This window comes from Nocardia yunnanensis, assembly GCF_003626895.1.
In the GTDB taxonomy this organism is placed as follows: domain Bacteria; phylum Actinomycetota; class Actinomycetes; order Mycobacteriales; family Mycobacteriaceae; genus Nocardia; species Nocardia yunnanensis.
In genome coordinates, this window is record NZ_CP032568.1 from 6,516,597 (window position 1) to 6,532,063 (window position 15,467).

Here is a 15,467-nt window from a genome sequence, read left to right on the forward strand (position 1 = left end):
CGGACGCCGCCGTGCGCGGCTATCCGATCATGCCCGTCGCCCCGACCCACTGCCGCAACTCGCGATTGTGCGCCTCGCGCACATGGGCCGCCCAGGGTGCGCGGCGCTGGTCGTCGGTCATGGCCAGCAGGGCGTGGAGTTTGTCCCAGCCGGCGGGGTCGGCGGGGGTCCAGATCTGCATCCAGGCGCCCGCGATGGAGGGCAGCGACATGCTGGTCATGTACATGACGACCTCGCCGATGGCGAGATTGCGGATCACGCGGGTGCGGCCGAGGGGCAGGGCCACGTCGTTGCGCGCCCACATCTCGGCGAAACGCGGACTGGCCGAGACCATGTCGTCGATGAAGGCCACCCATTCCGGATCGCCGATATTGCGGGCGTAGGCGGCCCGCAGATAGCCGACCATGCGAGCCAGGTGATCGGGTTCGGAGTGCGAGGGGTACGGGGTGCAGCACTCGTCGGCCAGGAAGACCTTGCGCAGCACATTGCGGGAACCGGTCACGAACATCGGGTACATGGCGAGATAGGCGTCATTGCAGGCGAGTACGTCGTATTTGGCGCTGAACAGGGCGGCGGGCAGCGGGTGCAGGTGATCGAGAATGGTCTGCACCTCCTCCGGCACCGGCTCCTCGACGACGGGCGACGGGACGGTCGGCACATCGGCGAGCCGGTACAGGTGCGCGTGCTCGGCCCCGTCCAGGCCCAGCGCCCGCGCGACGGCGTCCAGCACCTGGACGCTGCAATTGATGTCGCGCCCCTGCTCGAGCCACGTGTACCAGGTGATGCCCACCCCGGCCAGCTGCGCCACCTCCTCGCGCCGCAGCCCGGGCGTGCGCCGGCGGGTGCCCGCGGGCAGTCCGACATCGGCGGGGGCGATCCGCGCGCGCCGGGATTTGAGGAAGGTCGACAGTTCCTCCCGGCGCGCCTTGCGCACCGATCGCGCATTGCCGTTGCGCACGGCCACCGTGGAGGCCGCCGACTCGATCAGCTCGCCGCACCTGTCCGCTCCAGACACCATGACCTCCATGGTGCAGGGTCCCGCTAGTGGTATCCAGGTGGTGCCGGTACCCGTATAAGCAGACTCCTGTCAGTGTGTTCGGCGCGCCCGCACGCTGATTCCCATGACACAGAGTGTGACCCAATCCCCGCCGGTGACAGCGGCGCCGGCGAGCGTCCGGCGGCCGCTCGCCGTGCTGGCCGTCATCCTGCTCGGCCAGTTCATGGCGGTGCTCGACGCCTCCATCGTGAACGTCGCCATTCCTTCCATTCGAAACTCGCTGCACGCCACCGGTTCCGGGCTGCAGCTCATCGTCTCCGGCTATGTCATCGCTTATGCGGTGCTGCTGGTCACCGGAGCCCGGCTGGGCGACAAGTTCGGTCAGCGCACCGTGTTCGTCGCCGGGCTGGCGGTGTTCACCGTCGCGTCGCTGGCCTGCGGTCTGGCCGCGAACACCGCCTCGCTCATCGTCTTTCGCTTTCTGCAGGGCGCGGGCTCGGCCGCCATGGTCCCGCAGGTCATGACCGTGATTCAACGCCAGTTCACCGGCCCCACCCGGGCGCGGGCGCTCTCGGCGTACGCCGCGGTGATCTCCGGCGGCATGGTGGTGGGGCAGATCCTGGGCGGCGTCATCGTCAGCGCCGATATCGCCGGAACCGGTTGGCGCGGAGTGTTTCTGGTGAACGTTCCGATCGGCGTGGCACTGCTGGCCGTCGCGCCGCGCGTGCTGCCGGCCGCGACCGCCCGGGGCGAGCGCAGACTCGATCTGCCCGGCCTGGCCGTGCTCACCGCCGCCGTACTCGCCCTGGTGGTGCCGCTGGTTCTGGGGCACGACCAGGCGTGGCCGCTGTGGACCCGGATCATGTTGGGCGCGTCCGCGTTCGGGTTCGCGGGTTTCGCGCTGGTGGAACGGTGGGTGCATCGCCGCGGCGGTGAACCGCTGTTCGCCGATCGGGTGGTGCGCGCGCCCGGCCTGATGCTGTCGGCGCTCACCCTGTTCCTGGTCATGTGCACGTTCGGCGGCTGGATCTTCGCGCTCACCATTCACCTGCAGTCCACCCTGGGCTACAGCGCGCTGCACGCCGGGCTGCTGTTCGTGCCCAATGGCGTGACTTTCGGTCTGGTGAGCCTGAATTGGACGCGCATCCCCGCGCGCTTCCACCGTGCGATGATCCCCGCCGGGCTGCTGCTCGCGGCCGCGACCACGGTGGTGATGGGTCTGCTGATGCGGACCGGCCACGGCATCGGCGCGCTCGACCTGACCGTGTTCGCCGTCATGGGCACCGGCTACGGCCTGTCCTTCAGCCCGCTGATGGCCCGCGCCACCAGCCGAATTCCCCTCGACCTGGCCGCCGATGCCAGCGGCATCCTCGTCACCTGTGTCCAATTGGGGGTGGTGATCGGGGTGGCGAGCTTCGGGACGGTCTTCCTCACCGTCGCGGGCGGCACCACGCTCTCGGCCGCGCACGCGGTCGGCGTCACCGCCTTCGCCGAGGCGGCCACCGTGCTGGTCGCGGCCGCCTGCGCTTTCCGTGCCGTCCGCTGAACACACCCGAGGCCGGGCGGCCGGCCTCGGGCATTCGGCTGCTCAGAGCTCGGGCGGGGTGACGATCTGGATCAGGTTGCCGCAGGTGTCGTCGAAGACCGCGGTGGTGACCGGGCCCGCGGCCACCGGTTCCTGGGTGAAGGTCACGCCCAGTTCGCGCAGGCGATCGTATTCGGCCTTCACATCCTGGACCTGGAACGAGGCCGCCGGAATGCCGGAGGCGACGAGACCGTCGCGATAGGGCTGGACCGCCGGGTGGCCGCTGGGTTCCAGCAGCAGTTCCGTGCCCTCGGGATCCTCCGGCGAGACGACCGTCAGCCAGCGGGCGTCACCCAGCGGGACGTCGTGCTTCTTCGTGAAACCGAGTTTGCCGGTGTAGAAGTCGAGGGCTTTCTGCTGATCGTCGACGAACACACTGGTGATGTAGATCCGCATGATGCCTGTATACGGGCCGCCGCCGACAAAGTGAGCGCCGACACACGCGGGCGGTGTCACGGTCGGCCGATTGCCGGTGTCTTCGAGTACGTCCGCATCAGCAGGGAACGAAGGAGTGGTCCGATGAAGACGCTGATCGTGTGTGTTTCGGTCTCGCACGGCAATACGCGCAAGGTCGCCGATGCCATGGCGGGCGTGCTGGACGCGACGGTGGTGGAACCCGAAGCGGTCTCGGCGCCCGACCTGGACGACTACGACCTGGTGGGATTCGGCTCGGGCATCTTCACCCAGCGGTTCCATCCGCGGCTGCGGGATTTCGTGCGCGCGCTGCCGAAACAGCCGCGCGGCAAGGCTTTCGTGTACGTCACCAGCGGATTCCCGCCGCAGATCTGGCCGATGACCCGGCTGGTCCGCCGTGCCGGGTTCGAGGTGGTCGACACCCTCTCGGTGCGCGCGTTCGACACCTGGGCGCCGCTGCGGCTGGTCGGCGGCGTCAACAAGGGCAAGCCCGACGCCGCCGATCTGGCCGCCGCGGCCGACTTCGCCGCCGGACTGCGCGCCCGGGTGGCCACCGGGGCGTGAAAGACCCGGGCGCGCGGCCGTTCTCAGCTGGTCGGAGGGGAATCAGCTGACCGTGAACGCGAAGGTCGGTGCGGGGCTCGCGCCCTTGGTCGCGTCGTAGCTCAGCACATAGTTGCCGGTGGCCGGGGCGGGCACCACGAACACGGCGTACAGATCGGCCTTGTCGATGGTCTGGTTGCGCTCGAGCAGTTCGTCGATGAAGCCGCGGCTGTCGGCGACGACGGTCTGGCCGTCGGGGCCCTTCAGGCTGAAGTATTCGGTGAAGACATTGAGACCGCCGTCGCCGATTCCGGAGCCGCCCACCAGCTTGATGTGCAGGCCCACTTCCATCTTGTTGCGCTCGCCCTTGGTGTAGCTGGGGGTCAGCGTGCCGCCGGTGACCATGACGGTGGTCTGATCCTGCACCAGGGTGCCGCTGACATTCAGGGTCTTGGGCTGCACGCTGTCGGCCTTGGCGTCGGCCTTGAGCGGGATGGTGGTCTGGTTGTCCGCGGCGGTGCCGAAGACGACGGAAATGGTGTCGAGCAGGTGCTCGGCGCTGTCGAGCTTCTTGACCGAGGTGCTGATATCGCCTGTGGCCGAAGCCTTTCCGGGCACCGTGGGCGTGTTGGAGTCCGCGCCCTGATCGACGGCCCCGTTGATCAGCAGCGTCGGACTGGCATCGAGGGTCTTGTCCTTGGTGGTGGTGTTCTTGTAGGTGAGATCGACGCGCACCTTCGCGCCGCCGGATTCGTCGGGGGTGACGGTGGCCTTGTCGACGGTGATCTCGAAGCCCTCGTACCAGCCGGTCTTGCCGATGGCCCGCACGCTCGCCTGCGAATTCGTGCCGCCGGTCTTGTCGGTCCCGCCGGGTTGCGCGGCGCCGGGTTGCGCCGCGGCGCTCAGTGAGGTCGCGGCGGGGCTCGGGGTGTTCTTGTCATTGCAGGCGGTCATCAGCAACGCGGAGGTCGCGATGAGTGCCGCCGCCCCCACGGTCGTGAGTTTGGAGCGAATGGATGTGATGTGCATGGCCGCCTCCCCTGGTGCCAGATCAGTGTGCTCCGCCCGAAACCCCCGGACGTTCGATTCGCTCTGAAATCCGCCCCGTGGCCGGGCGCGTTAACCGTAAGCGACAAACCTATCGGTCGCTACTTATTCAGACTATGCACTGAATTGCATAGTACGTGCTGTAGCAGTTATCCTGACGGCATGGCCCTCGAACACGCGCTGCTCGTATCGCTGACCGAACGCGCCAGCTCGGGGTACGACCTGGCCCAGCGCTTCGACAAGTCCATCGGCTTCTTCTGGAACGCTACCCATCAGCAGATCTATCGGGTGCTCAAGCGCATGGACGAACAGGGCTGGGTGGTCGCGGAGACGGTCCCGCAGGAGGGCCGCCCCGACAAGAAGGTCTACACCGTGTCCGAGGCCGGCCTGGACGAATTGATCCGCTGGATCGGCGAACCCATCGAGCTCGAACCCATGCGCAACGAGATGGGCGTCAAGCTGCGCGCGGCCTCGCTCGGCGACATCGCCGGGATCATCGCCGAGATCAAGCGGCATCGCGATCAGCACGAGCACCGGCTCGACCTCTACCGCGCCTTCGAGAAGAAGGACTATCCCGCGCCGGATCAGCTGTCCGGCAAGAAATTGCACCTGTACCTGGTCCTCCGCGGCGGCATCCGCGTCGAGGAGGGAATCATCGACTGGTGCGACGAAGTACTCGACGCTCTGCAGCGCGACACAGCCCGGTCGCGCGCGTCCGAACCGAAAGGCACTCAGCGATGAGCGCGTACCCGCACCTGTTCGAACCCCTGGACCTGGGATTCACCACGCTGCGCAATCGCGTGGTCATGGGTTCCATGCACACCGGTCTCGAGGACCGGGCCTGGCACATCAACCGGCTGGCCGCCTACTTCGCCGAGCGCGCCAAAGGCGGTGTGGGCCTGATCATCACGGGCGGTTACGCCCCCAACCGCACCGGCTGGCTGCTGCCCTTCGGCGCGAAACTGACCAACAAGACCGAGGCGTACCGGCATCGCGCCATCACCAAGGCGGTGCACGCCGAGGGCGGGAAGATCGCGCTGCAGATCCTGCACGCGGGCCGCTATTCCTATATGCCGACCAGTGTTTCGGCCTCGGCCATCAAGGCCCCGATCAACCCGTTCAAGCCGCGCGCGCTGTCGGGCAAGGGCGTCGAGGCCACCATCGACGATTACGCGCGCTGCGCCGCCCTGGCCAAGTTCGCCGGGTACGACGGTGTCGAGATCATGGGTGGTGAAGGCTATTTCATCAACCAGTTCCTGGCCGAGCGCACCAACAAGCGCAAGGACAAGTGGGGCGGTTCGGCCGAGAACCGCCGCCGGATCGCCGGGGAGATCGTGCGCCGGGTGCGCAAGGCGGTCGGCCCGGACTTCATCATCGTGTTCCGGTTGTCCATGGCCGACTTCGTGGAGAAGGGCCAAACCTGGGACGAGATCGCCGCTGTCGCAAAGGATGTGGAGGCCGCCGGGGCCAGCATCATCAATACCGACATCGGCTGGCACGAGGCGCGGGTGCCCACCATCGTCACCTCGGTGCCGCGGGCGGCGTTCGTGGAGTGGACCGCGAAGGTCAAGGACATCGTGGACATTCCGGTGTGCGCGTCCAACCGCATCAATATGCCCGAGACCGCGGAGGAGATCCTCACCCGCGGCGACGCGGATCTGGTGTCGCTGGCCCGCCCGCTGCTGGCCGACCCGGAGTGGGCGCGCAAGGCGCAGGACGCGCGCGTCGACGAGATCAATACCTGCATCGCCTGCAACCAGGCCTGCCTGGATCACGCCTTCCAGGCCAAAACCGTGTCCTGCCTGCTGAATCCGCGCGCCGGACACGAGACCGAGCTGAAACTGCTGCCGACGCGGCGCACCCGCAGGTTCGCGGTCGTCGGCGCGGGTCCGGCCGGTCTGTCGGCCGCGGTCAGCCTGGCCCAGCGCGGGCATCACGTGGACCTGTTCGAGGCCGACGACAAGATCGGCGGGCAGTTCGACATCGCGCGGCGCATTCCGGGCAAGGAGGAGTTCGCCGAGACCATCCGCTACTTCACCCGGCAGATCGAGATCACCGGCGTGCGTTTGCATCTGGCGACCAAGGCGACGGCCGAACAGCTCATCGCGGGCGGCTACGACGAGATCATCCTGGCCACCGGCGTCACACCGCGCATCCCCAATATTCCCGGCATCGACCATCCGAAGGTCCTCACCTACGCCGAACTGGTGCGCGACGGCAAGCCGGTCGGCAAGAAGGTGGCGGTCATCGGCGCGGGCGGGATCGGCTTCGACGTCAGCGAATTCCTCACCGTCGACGGGCATCCCAGCCTCAAGCTCGACGAGTGGAAGGACGAGTGGGGCGTCTCCGACGACCCGAACGTGCCCGGTTTCCTCACCACCCCGAACCCCTCCCCCGCCGCGCGGGATGTGGTGCTGCTGCAACGCAAGTCGTCCTCGTTCGGCAAGGACCTGGGCAAGACCTCGGGCTGGGTGCACCGGGCCGCGGTCAAGACCAAGGGCGTCGAGCAGATCGGCGGCGTCAACTACGAGCGCATCGACGACCGCGGGCTGCACATCAGCTTCGGCGAGAAGCGTCAGCGCCCGCGCGTCATCGAATGCGACAACGTGATCCTGTGCGCCGGACAGGAATCGGTGCGCGATCTGCACGAGCCGCTGCAGCAGGCGGGCGTGCCGGTGCACCTCATCGGCGGCGCCGATCTGGCCGCGGAACTCGATGCCAAGCGTGCCATCAACCAGGGCACCCGGCTGGCGGCGAGCCTGTAATGCCGAACCTCACCCGCCTGGGACTGCCCGGAGACGAGCAGTCCTGGGCGGCACTGGGTTTCACCGTCACCGATGGGCGCATCCGCATCGGCGGTGTCGACTGCGTGCTGGGTGAGGCGGCCTGGGGGTTCGACGAAACCCACGCCGCACCGGAGACGCTCGGCGTTCCCTACCTGGAATCGGTTGCGCACGAGTCGGATTGGGTGTCCTCGCATTCGAACGGCGTCACGACGGTCGACCATGTCGTGTACTGGGTGCCGGAGCTGGACGAGGCCGTCACCAATCTGACTGCCGTGCTGGGCGTTCCGCCGCGCCGGCGTTTCTTTCCGCGCGGTCCGCAGGGTCCCGAGATGGCCTTCTATCGCGTGGGCGAGCCGTTCATCGAGGCCGTCACCTCCGGGCGGCCGCCGGCCCTGGTCGGGGTCGCGTTCATGGCCACCGATCTGGACGCCACGGTGGCGGCGGTCCGCGCGGCGGGCGGGCCCATCGGCGACCCGAAACCGGCGGTGCAGGGCGGCCGCATCGCCGGCGTCTGGCACGGCCACCTCGACTGGGGTATCGCGTTCATGGAGCCCAAAGCGCCGGAATGACCGATACGGCAACCGATTCAGGGCATCGGTGCTGTCGTACCGCTCTGACATGATCGCTGGGCACATTGCTTCATCGATCCGGGGGAGAACTTCTCTATGATCCTGTCTCGTAAGGCCGCCCTCGGGGTGGCGGTCTGTGCCGGCGCGCTGCTCGCGAGCACCGCCGGTACGGCCGAAGCCGCCTACGGCGGCGACCTGTACGGCTCCATCGCCGTCGCCGATCGCGGCGACAGCTGGCATTACGCCGTCGTGTGGAACCATCCGGACCAGGGTGCGGCCGACGCCGACGCCCTGCAGACCTGCGGTTTCGCCAACTGCATCGTCCAGGTCCGCTTCATGAACGGCTGTGGCGCGGTCGCCGACCGCGACGGCCGCCTCTACGCGGGTGTGGGCCGCAGCCTGGTCGCGGCCGAGAACGCCGCCCGCGCCGCCAGCGGCCCGGACCCGAACCCGCTGCTGGTGGGCCTCGGCAGCGCCGAGCCCAGTTCGGTCGACATCGTCGCCTCCGGCTGCACCGACTAGTTCCTCGGGGACAGCGCCTAGTTCCCTCGGGGACAGCGCCGGAACTCCGGCCGCATCCGACCGGCCGGCCCGCCGGGGGCGGGATCCGCGTATCCCGCTCCCGGTCCGGCCTGCTGATCTCGCCCGTTCATGGGTAGGCTGCGTTGTCGTGAGCCTGCCTGTACCCACCGCCGACAATCGTGCCGTCGTCACCGGAGCCTCCTCCGGGATCGGCACCGCCCTCGCCGAAGAGCTCGCCTCGCGGGGCTACTCGCTGATCCTCGTCGCCCGCCGCGGCGATCTGCTGGCCGAACTGGCACAGCGGCTGACCGACCGGTACGGCATCGTCGCCGAGGTGCGCGCGGTGGATCTGTCCGACCGTGACCAGCGCGCCCCCCTGGCCGAGGAGCTGGCCGCCCGCGATATCGCGATCCTGTGCAACAACGCCGGCGTGGCCACCTTCGGCCCGCTGTCGAAGCTGGACCTCGGCTACGAGCGCGACATCATGGAACTGAATGCCGTTGCCGTGCACGATCTCACGCTGGCGGTGCTGCCGGGCATGCTGGAGCGGCGCGCGGGCGGCATCCTCATCACCGGTTCGGCGGCCGGCAATATGCCGATTCCGCACAACACCACGTATTCGGCGAGCAAGGCGTTCGTCAACACCTTCTCCGAGTCGCTGCGCGGGGAGCTGAAGGGCACCGGCGTGCATGTCACGCTGCTGGCCCCCGGCCCGGTGCGCACCGACAATCCGGATCAGGAGGAGATGGGCAACAAGATCCCGGAGTTCATCTGGGTGACCGCCGCGCACACCGCCAAGATCACCATCGACGCGCTCGCCCGGAACAAGATGCGGGTGGTTCCGGGCCTGATCAGCAAGGGTATGAGCCTGGCCGGGCAGTTCGGGCCGCGGTCGATCACCTCGGTGGTGGCCGGGGCCGCCTACAAGAAACTGGGCGAGTGACCTGGGTGCCGGTCAAGATCGCGTAAGGATCGGCCCGGGCCTCGTCAAGGCCGCGTAGCCGGACGTGCACCGGCTACCGGTACGGGCGTACTCCTGACAGTGGCCCCGCAGAAAGGAAAGCGGGGACATCCTCAGGAGACGCCTTGACGCTGCTCGAGATCTTTCCATCGCTGCGTGACGGGGGCCTGGCGCCCCGGCTCGACCCGGCCATCTGGCCGGCCGACACCCACTACGACGGCGAGGGACGCATCACGGTCGGCGGGGTCGCGCTGGCCGATATCGCCGATCAGTACGGCACCCCCACCTACGTGCTCGACGAGGGCGAGGTGCGCGCACGCTGCCGGGCGTACCGCACGCGGTTCCCCGACGCCGAGATCATCTACGCGGGCAAGGCCCTGCTGACCCGGGCGGTGGCGGAATGGATCACCGACGAGGGGCTGTCGCTGGACGTGTGCTCGGCCGGGGAACTGACCGTGGCCCTGTCCTCCTGGACCGATCCGGCGCGAATCGTGTTGCACGGCAACGGGAAACCCTTCGCCGAACTGGAGACCGCGATCAACTGCGGGGTCGGGCGCATCGTCGTCGACTCGCTGACCGAGATCACCCTGCTGTCCGCGCTGGCCAATCGGCCGCAGCGGGTGCTGCTGCGCGTCACCCCCGATATCGACGTGCACGGGCATCCGGCCCTCCGCACCGGGGTCACCGACCAGAAGTTCGGCTTCCCGATCGGCGGGCAATCGGTCTTCGAGGCGGTGGAACGCATTCTGGGGCAACCGAATCTGGAATTCGCCGGGCTGCACTGCCATATCGGCTCGCAGATCTACGACACCTTCCCCTACGGCGAGGCGGTGCGGCGCATGGTCGCCGAAATGGCCCGCATCCGTGACGGTTTCGGCGTCACGCTCACCGACCTCGATCTCGGCGGCGGGCACGCGGTGGCCTACCGCGGCGGCGACGCGGAGATGAATCTGGCCGAACTGTCCGACATCATCGAGGACTCGCTCGACGCGGCCTGCGCGCGGCACGGGTTCCCGCGCCCGCGCATCGCGCTCGAGCCCGGGCGCGCCATCGTCGCCCGCGCGGGGGTCACGCTGTACCGGGTGCTGTCGGTCAAACACGTCGAGAACGGCCACACCTATGTGACGGTCGACGGCGGCATGAGCGACAACCCGCGGGTCGCCCTTTACGGCGCGCACTACGACGCCGTCGTGGTCAACCGCCATCCCACCGGCCCCGAGATGACCGCGACCATCGCGGGCCGCTACTGCGAGGCGGGCGACATCCTCGCCCGCGACGTGCGGTTGCCCGCGGACCTCCGCCCGGGCGAGGTCCTGGCGATGCCCTGCACCGGCGCGTACCACCACAGCCTCGCCTCCTCCTACAACGGCGTCGGCCGCCCACCCATCATCGCCGTCCGCGACGGCTCCGCCCGCGAACTCGTCCGCCGCGAAACCATCGACGACCTCATGTGCCGCGACATCGGGCATTGACCATCGAGTGGCACACCAGCGAGGGGTTTTGTCCGAATCGGCCACGCTGGTGTGCCATTCAGCGCTTGCGGGTGCCGAAGATGCTGCGGCTGATTTCTCGGCCGGCGACGGTGGCGGCCGAGCGGAGGAAGTTCTTGAAGGCGGGGTTGTTGACGATCTTCTCCGCCATCGAGTCCTCTTGGGGGGCGGGTTTGGGGGCGCGGGAACCCTTTGCGGGCTGGTCGGACTGTTGGGCGGCGGCCTGGATCTTCTCGGTCAGGATCTCGTAGGCGGATTCGGCGTCGATGGTGGTGCCGTATTTGCCGTACAGGCTGGATTGCTGTGCGCGCGAGCGGATTCCGTCGTCGCCGATGGTGTCCATGAGGGAGCGCGGGGGCTGCATGCGCGCCCAGGCCACGGGGGTGGGGGCGCCCTTCTCCGACAGCACCGTCACCACGGCCTCGCCGATGCCCAGGGAGGTGAGTGCTTTTTCCAGGTCGTAGGTGGCGGTTTTCGGGTAGGTGCGGACCGTCTTCGACAGGGCCGCTTGGTCTTCGGGGGTGAAGGCGCGCAGCGCGTGCTGGATGCGCGCGCCCAGCTGGGAGAGCACCGCGTTCGGGATGTCGGTGGGCAGCTGGGTGCAGAAGAATACGCCGACGCCCTTGGAGCGAATCAGTTTGACCGTCTGCTCGACCTGGTTGAGGAACGCCTTGGACGCGCCGTTGAACAGCAGGTGCGCCTCGTCGAAGATGAAGACCAGCTTGGGCTTGTCCATGTCGCCGACCTCGGGCAGGGTCTGGAACAGATCGGCCAGCACCCACATCAGGAAGGTCGAGAACATCTGCGGTCGCGCCGCCTGCGCGCCCAGCTCGAACAGGGTGATCACGCCCATGCCGCCCGCGGTGCGCATGAGATCGGCCGGGTCGAGTTCGGGCTCGCCGAAGAAGGTGTCGCCGCCGTCGGCCTCCAGATTGACCAGCGCGCGCAGGATCACCCCGGCGGTCTGCGCCGAGACACCGCCGATGCCCTTGAGGTCCTCCTTGCCCTCGGGGCTGGTCAGGTACTGGATCACCGCGCGCAGATCCTTCAGGTCCAGCAGCGCCAGGCCGTTCTGGTCGGCCCAGTGGAAGATCAGGCCCAGCGTCGATTCCTGGGTTTCGTTGAGCCCCAACGCCTTACTGAGCAGGATGGGGCCGAACGAGGTGATGGTGGCGCGGATCGGGATGCCGATGCCCTCGGTGCCGAGGGAGACGAATTCGCACGGAAAGCCCTGTGGTTTCCAGTCCGGGTCGCCGGTCTCCTGGGCGCGGGCCAGCAGTTTGTCATTGGACTGGCCCGGTTGCGCGAGACCCGACAGGTCGCCCTTGATATCGGCCAGCACCACCGGCACGCCCGCCGCGGAGAGCTGTTCGGCGATGCCCTGCACGGTCTTGGTCTTGCCGGTGCCGGTGGCGCCGGCGACCAGGCCGTGACGGTTCATGGTTTTCATCGGAATGCGTACGCGCGCATCGGGATGCACGGTGCCGCCGGTGATCACGGTGCCGAGTTCGAGGGCCAGGCCCTCCATGGCGTAGCCGGCGGCGATCTCCTGCGCGGCGGCCTCGTCCTTGTCGGCCGGGGCCGCCTTGCCTGCCGGAGCGTCGGCCTTGCCGGCCGGGGCCGCGTCCTCGGCCTGCGCGGCCGCCTTGGCCGCCGAATCCGCCGCTGCCGCTTTGCTTTCCGCCTCGGCCTTGGTCTGGGCGGCCAGCTTGTCCGCGGCTTCCTGGTCGGCCGCTTCCCGTTCCGCGGCTTCCGCCGCGGCCGCCGCTTCGGCCGCGATGCGCGCCGCCTCCTCCGCCGCCTTCCGTGCCGCCGCTGCCTTCTCCTGCGGGGTGGTCATCGCGCTTTCCTCCGTCTGCTCTGCCAACTGCGACTGCCCTGCGAACTACTGCTCTGCGAACTGCCCAACCAACATGCCGACCGCTCGTTATGCGCGGATCTGCTGTGCACGATACTGCCCGGTCGAGCGCGCGAGCGGCCTCGACGCGGCCGGGCAACCGGGTCGCCGTCCGTCGAAGGGCTAGGGTTTGGCGGGTGAGCGATAAGTACGTGGTGTGGATGGATTGCGAAATGACCGGCCTACGCCTGGACAGCGACAAGCTGATCGAGGTGGCCGCGCTCGTCACCGACAGTGACCTCAATATTCTCGGCGAGGGCGTGGACATCGTGATTCACGCCGACGACGCCGCCCTGGCCGCCATGCCGCCGGTGGTGACCGAGATGCACGCCCGCTCCGGGCTCACCGACGAGGTCCGCCGCTCCACGGTGTCGGTCGCCGAGGCCGAACAGCAGATCCTCGACTACATCAAGCAGTACGTCCCCACCCCGCGCACGGTCCCGCTGGCCGGCAACTCCATCGCTACCGACCGCGGCTTCATCGCCCGCGACATGCCGGCCCTCGACGCGCATCTGCACTACCGCATGATCGACGTCAGCTCCATCAAGGAACTGGCCCGCCGCTGGTACCCCCGCATCTACTTCGGCCAGCCCGAAAAGGGTTTGGCCCACCGCGCTCTCGCCGACATCCAGGAATCCATCCGCGAACTCCAGTACTACCGCCGCACCGCCTTCGTCGCCCCACCCGGCCCCTCCACCGCCGAGATCGCCGCCGTAGCCGCCGAACTCTCACCCCCCGCAAACCCCTCCTGAACAGCCGATTAGGTACTCGCGCAAGGTACCGGTTAAGCTCTACCGCGCCGGAAGTTACCGGCAATGGTGGCTGTAGTTCAGCTGGTAGAGCACCAGGTTGTGATCCTGGGTGTCGCGGGTTCGAGTCCCGTCAGCCACCCCTACACGAGGCCCCGATCCCCGGATCGGGGCCTCGTTTCATTGCCACGCGCGCACGATGTCCTCCGGTCCCCAGTGTGCGGCGACCGGCAACTCACGCTCCACACCGGACCGCGAAACCGCCACCAACGGCGTATCGAACTCGGTACCGGGAACAGCGAGTACGCCGCGGGCGAGGGCGTCATAATCGTGGCGATCGAATGGTTTGGACTCGAGCCACTTGATCGATCCGACGAAATGCACTGCGCCCGCGACGGGTTCACGGTCGGCGCCGATCAAATCCAGTTCCGGGTTGGTCTGCCGGTTCCACCAGCCACCCACCGCCTCGGTTTCCGGCCATCTGTCGTCGGGCAGTAGGCGCAGCAACGATTCTCGAATGAGCGGTTCCACCGCGCGGCCGCGCCAGGTCGTCCAGGATCGTTCGATTCGTTCCAGCGCCAGATCTCCCCGGCCCCGTTCGATGAGCGGAATGCCGCGCTCGAGGAACGCCAACCAGAACCTCAGGTAGGGATCGGCGATGCGGTAGCGCTTGTTCCTGCTGTCCGGTTTCGTCGACAGTGGCAGATCCGCGGCCACGGCCCGCGCCTCCAAGCGCAGATGCGCAGCAGAAGTTCCGTCCATCCGAGTCCTGGCCGATGGCGGCCCTGCCATGAACGCGGCGGCTGGCTTCGAGTTCGGTCGCCCGGGGGGTTACGGTTCGACACGCACGATCGTCTCGACTTTCCCGATGCCCTTGTCGAATGTAGCGATGCTCGATCCAGGGCCAGCCTCTGCCAAAGCCACCAAATAGGCGTCGGCGAACGAAAGCCGATAGTGCTCATAGACATCGATCGTCCGGATGAGCAATGCCGGATCGTCGGTCACGATGTTCCGCGAACTCACGAGCACGCGAGCCAGGGCGGCCACGTGCGGCCTGGACACCTGATAGACACTCTGCAGAACGTAGACCGTCTCGGCGAGGATCATATCCGGCAGGTGCAGCGAATCCGCCTGCGCGAGAAAAGCACTCGCACGCCTGCCCAATTCGGGCGGATCCTGGGTGAGGTGCCGGATGATGATATTGGTGTCCAGAAGGACCGTCACGCCTCACCTTCTCGCCATTGCGACGCCCACGACGCCTCGCGGATCTCCTCCCAGGACTGTCCCCGGACCTGAGGCGGCACCGGGACGCTTCCCGCCAACTCGAGCAGGTCCGGCGTCTTCGCCAACACCACAACCTGCCCCTCCACCCGAAACAACACATTGTCGCCAACATGCAGTTCGAGCGCGTCCCGAATCGCCTTCGGCACCGTTAGCTGCCCCTTCGACGTCAGCCGAGCAACCGCGTCCATCTGATCTCCTTACTTCGGCCCTCTGGTAAGGATAGCGTCGTTGAGATGGGCGAAGGGTTATGGGTTGCTCGGTTCGCCGGCGGGGGCGTTGGCGACGTAGGCGGACCAGAGGGTGCGGTAGGGGCCTTCGGTGTGGAGGAGGGTGGGGTGGGGGCCGGACTGTTGTCCTCGCTCACCGCCGGACCCCCTTCACGTCCAGCCGGACCGATCTCCGCCTCCAGCCAAACCGATCCGGGCTGCCCGGCACATCCTTGTAGCCGCGCTGATCCGACTTCGCCGTCCCCGGCACATTGCGATCAGGGCAGTTCGAACAGGGCCCTTTCGTTCGAGGCGGCCCTACCGTCTGTCGGCACATACCGTGCGGGGTCACCGTGTGTCGCTCGATCGGAGGAAACCCATGAGGCCCAGAGTTGTTCGTACCGTGCTGGTCTGGTC

Annotated in this window: 16 protein-coding genes and 1 tRNA gene; 10 read left to right on the plus strand and 7 right to left on the minus strand. The window is 67.9% G+C overall.

The genetic code is table 11. The annotated features are described in order from the left end of the window. Window positions 1–19: 19 nt before the first annotated feature. Window positions 20–1,018: a helix-turn-helix transcriptional regulator gene (locus D7D52_RS30560; RefSeq protein ID WP_120744585.1), complete on the minus strand. Its 999-nt coding sequence runs from the start codon at window positions 1,016–1,018 to the stop codon at window positions 20–22. 103 nt (window positions 1,019–1,121) lie between these two features. Between D7D52_RS30560 and D7D52_RS30565 the strand changes: the two genes are divergently transcribed. After that, window positions 1,122–2,543: an MFS transporter gene (locus D7D52_RS30565; RefSeq protein ID WP_120741909.1), complete on the plus strand. Its 1,422-nt coding sequence runs from the start codon at window positions 1,122–1,124 to the stop codon at window positions 2,541–2,543. A gap of 42 nt (window positions 2,544–2,585) precedes the next feature. Here the strand turns inward: D7D52_RS30565 and D7D52_RS30570 are convergent, their stop codons facing one another. After that, on the minus strand, window positions 2,586–2,978 hold the full coding sequence (locus D7D52_RS30570; protein ID WP_120741911.1) for a VOC family protein: 393 nt from the start codon (window positions 2,976–2,978) through the stop codon (window positions 2,586–2,588). Window positions 2,979–3,101: 123 nt separating this feature from the next. Between D7D52_RS30570 and D7D52_RS30575 the strand changes: the two genes are divergently transcribed. Further along, the gene (locus tag D7D52_RS30575) at window positions 3,102–3,560 is read left to right on the plus strand and encodes a flavodoxin domain-containing protein (RefSeq protein ID WP_120741913.1); all 459 of its coding nucleotides are present in this window, start codon (window positions 3,102–3,104) and stop codon (window positions 3,558–3,560) included. 42 nt (window positions 3,561–3,602) lie between these two features. Here D7D52_RS30575 and D7D52_RS30580 read toward each other — a convergent pair whose 3' ends face one another. Beyond that, a complete protein-coding gene (locus tag D7D52_RS30580; protein ID WP_120741916.1) occupies window positions 3,603–4,568 on the minus strand; it encodes a hypothetical protein in 966 nt (321 codons plus the stop codon). Window positions 4,569–4,748: 180 nt separating this feature from the next. On the opposite strand from D7D52_RS30580, the gene D7D52_RS30585 reads away from it, so the two are divergent. The 6 genes from D7D52_RS30585 (at window position 4,749) to lysA (ending at window position 10,896) form a co-directional block, all read left to right on the plus strand. Further along, window positions 4,749–5,327, plus strand: coding sequence for a PadR family transcriptional regulator (locus D7D52_RS30585; protein WP_120741917.1), 579 nt, complete (start codon window positions 4,749–4,751; stop codon window positions 5,325–5,327). Next, complete coding sequence (locus D7D52_RS30590; protein ID WP_120741919.1) at window positions 5,324–7,351, plus strand: NADPH-dependent 2,4-dienoyl-CoA reductase; 2,028 nt, start codon at window positions 5,324–5,326, stop codon at window positions 7,349–7,351. The genes D7D52_RS30585 and D7D52_RS30590 overlap by 4 nt, the downstream gene beginning before the upstream one ends. Next, a complete protein-coding gene (locus D7D52_RS30595) occupies window positions 7,351–7,941 on the plus strand; it encodes a VOC family protein (protein WP_120741921.1) in 591 nt (196 codons plus the stop codon). The genes D7D52_RS30590 and D7D52_RS30595 overlap by 1 nt, the downstream gene beginning before the upstream one ends. A 96-nt stretch (window positions 7,942–8,037) precedes the next feature. After that, window positions 8,038–8,463: a DUF4189 domain-containing protein gene (locus D7D52_RS30600; protein ID WP_120741923.1), complete on the plus strand. Its 426-nt coding sequence runs from the start codon at window positions 8,038–8,040 to the stop codon at window positions 8,461–8,463. A 148-nt stretch (window positions 8,464–8,611) separates the two neighbouring features. Beyond that, window positions 8,612–9,406 carry a mycolate reductase gene (cmrA, locus tag D7D52_RS30605; RefSeq protein ID WP_120741925.1) on the plus strand — a complete coding sequence of 265 codons (795 nt, stop codon included), beginning with the start codon at window positions 8,612–8,614 and terminating at the stop codon, window positions 9,404–9,406. 143 nt (window positions 9,407–9,549) lie between these two features. Then, a complete protein-coding gene (gene lysA, locus D7D52_RS30610) occupies window positions 9,550–10,896 on the plus strand; it encodes a diaminopimelate decarboxylase (protein WP_120741927.1) in 1,347 nt (448 codons plus the stop codon). A 58-nt stretch (window positions 10,897–10,954) separates the two neighbouring features. On the opposite strand, the gene D7D52_RS30615 is transcribed toward lysA, so the two are convergent. After that, window positions 10,955–12,754 carry a helicase HerA-like domain-containing protein gene (locus D7D52_RS30615; RefSeq protein ID WP_120741929.1) on the minus strand — a complete coding sequence of 600 codons (1,800 nt, stop codon included), beginning with the start codon at window positions 12,752–12,754 and terminating at the stop codon, window positions 10,955–10,957. Between the two features lie 194 nt (window positions 12,755–12,948). On the opposite strand from D7D52_RS30615, the gene orn reads away from it, so the two are divergent. Together orn and D7D52_RS30625 are read left to right on the plus strand one after the other, a co-directional pair. Further along, window positions 12,949–13,563: an oligoribonuclease gene (gene orn / locus D7D52_RS30620; protein ID WP_120741931.1), complete on the plus strand. Its 615-nt coding sequence runs from the start codon at window positions 12,949–12,951 to the stop codon at window positions 13,561–13,563. Between the two features lie 66 nt (window positions 13,564–13,629). Continuing rightward, window positions 13,630–13,702 (plus strand) — tRNA-His (locus D7D52_RS30625). Between the two features lie 38 nt (window positions 13,703–13,740). On the opposite strand, the gene D7D52_RS30630 is transcribed toward D7D52_RS30625, so the two are convergent. The 3 genes from D7D52_RS30630 to D7D52_RS30640 all read right to left on the minus strand — a co-directional run bounded on the left by D7D52_RS30630 (window position 13,741) and on the right by D7D52_RS30640 (window position 15,032). Then, a complete protein-coding gene (locus D7D52_RS30630; RefSeq protein WP_246023403.1) occupies window positions 13,741–14,322 on the minus strand; it encodes a DUF234 domain-containing protein in 582 nt (193 codons plus the stop codon). Between the two features lie 69 nt (window positions 14,323–14,391). After that, window positions 14,392–14,784 (minus strand): type II toxin-antitoxin system VapC family toxin, encoded by a 393-nt coding sequence (locus tag D7D52_RS30635; RefSeq protein ID WP_120741933.1) that lies wholly within the window; start codon window positions 14,782–14,784, stop codon window positions 14,392–14,394. Beyond that, window positions 14,781–15,032 carry an AbrB/MazE/SpoVT family DNA-binding domain-containing protein gene (locus D7D52_RS30640; protein ID WP_120741935.1) on the minus strand — a complete coding sequence of 84 codons (252 nt, stop codon included), beginning with the start codon at window positions 15,030–15,032 and terminating at the stop codon, window positions 14,781–14,783. The genes D7D52_RS30635 and D7D52_RS30640 overlap by 4 nt, the downstream gene beginning before the upstream one ends. Window positions 15,033–15,467: the final 435 nt, after the last annotated feature.

What these genes read in the sequence shown, in the direction of transcription:
- D7D52_RS30560 (WP_120744585.1), bottom strand. Translation starts at nt 1,018, where the DNA reads ATGGTGTCTGGAGCGGACAGGTGCGGCGAGCTGATCGAGTCGGCGGCC.
- D7D52_RS30565 (WP_120741909.1), top strand. Translation starts at nt 1,122, where the DNA reads ATGACACAGAGTGTGACCCAATCCCCGCCGGTGACAGCGGCGCCGGCG.
- D7D52_RS30570 (WP_120741911.1), bottom strand. Translation starts at nt 2,978, where the DNA reads ATGCGGATCTACATCACCAGTGTGTTCGTCGACGATCAGCAGAAAGCC.
- D7D52_RS30575 (WP_120741913.1), top strand. Translation starts at nt 3,102, where the DNA reads ATGAAGACGCTGATCGTGTGTGTTTCGGTCTCGCACGGCAATACGCGC.
- D7D52_RS30580 (WP_120741916.1), bottom strand. Translation starts at nt 4,568, where the DNA reads ATGCACATCACATCCATTCGCTCCAAACTCACGACCGTGGGGGCGGCG.
- D7D52_RS30585 (WP_120741917.1), top strand. Translation starts at nt 4,749, where the DNA reads ATGGCCCTCGAACACGCGCTGCTCGTATCGCTGACCGAACGCGCCAGC.
- D7D52_RS30590 (WP_120741919.1), top strand. Translation starts at nt 5,324, where the DNA reads ATGAGCGCGTACCCGCACCTGTTCGAACCCCTGGACCTGGGATTCACC.
- D7D52_RS30595 (WP_120741921.1), top strand. Translation starts at nt 7,351, where the DNA reads ATGCCGAACCTCACCCGCCTGGGACTGCCCGGAGACGAGCAGTCCTGG.
- D7D52_RS30600 (WP_120741923.1), top strand. Translation starts at nt 8,038, where the DNA reads ATGATCCTGTCTCGTAAGGCCGCCCTCGGGGTGGCGGTCTGTGCCGGC.
- D7D52_RS30615 (WP_120741929.1), bottom strand. Translation starts at nt 12,754, where the DNA reads ATGACCACCCCGCAGGAGAAGGCAGCGGCGGCACGGAAGGCGGCGGAG.
- D7D52_RS30630 (WP_246023403.1), bottom strand. Translation starts at nt 14,322, where the DNA reads ATGGACGGAACTTCTGCTGCGCATCTGCGCTTGGAGGCGCGGGCCGTG.
- D7D52_RS30640 (WP_120741935.1), bottom strand. Translation starts at nt 15,032, where the DNA reads ATGGACGCGGTTGCTCGGCTGACGTCGAAGGGGCAGCTAACGGTGCCG.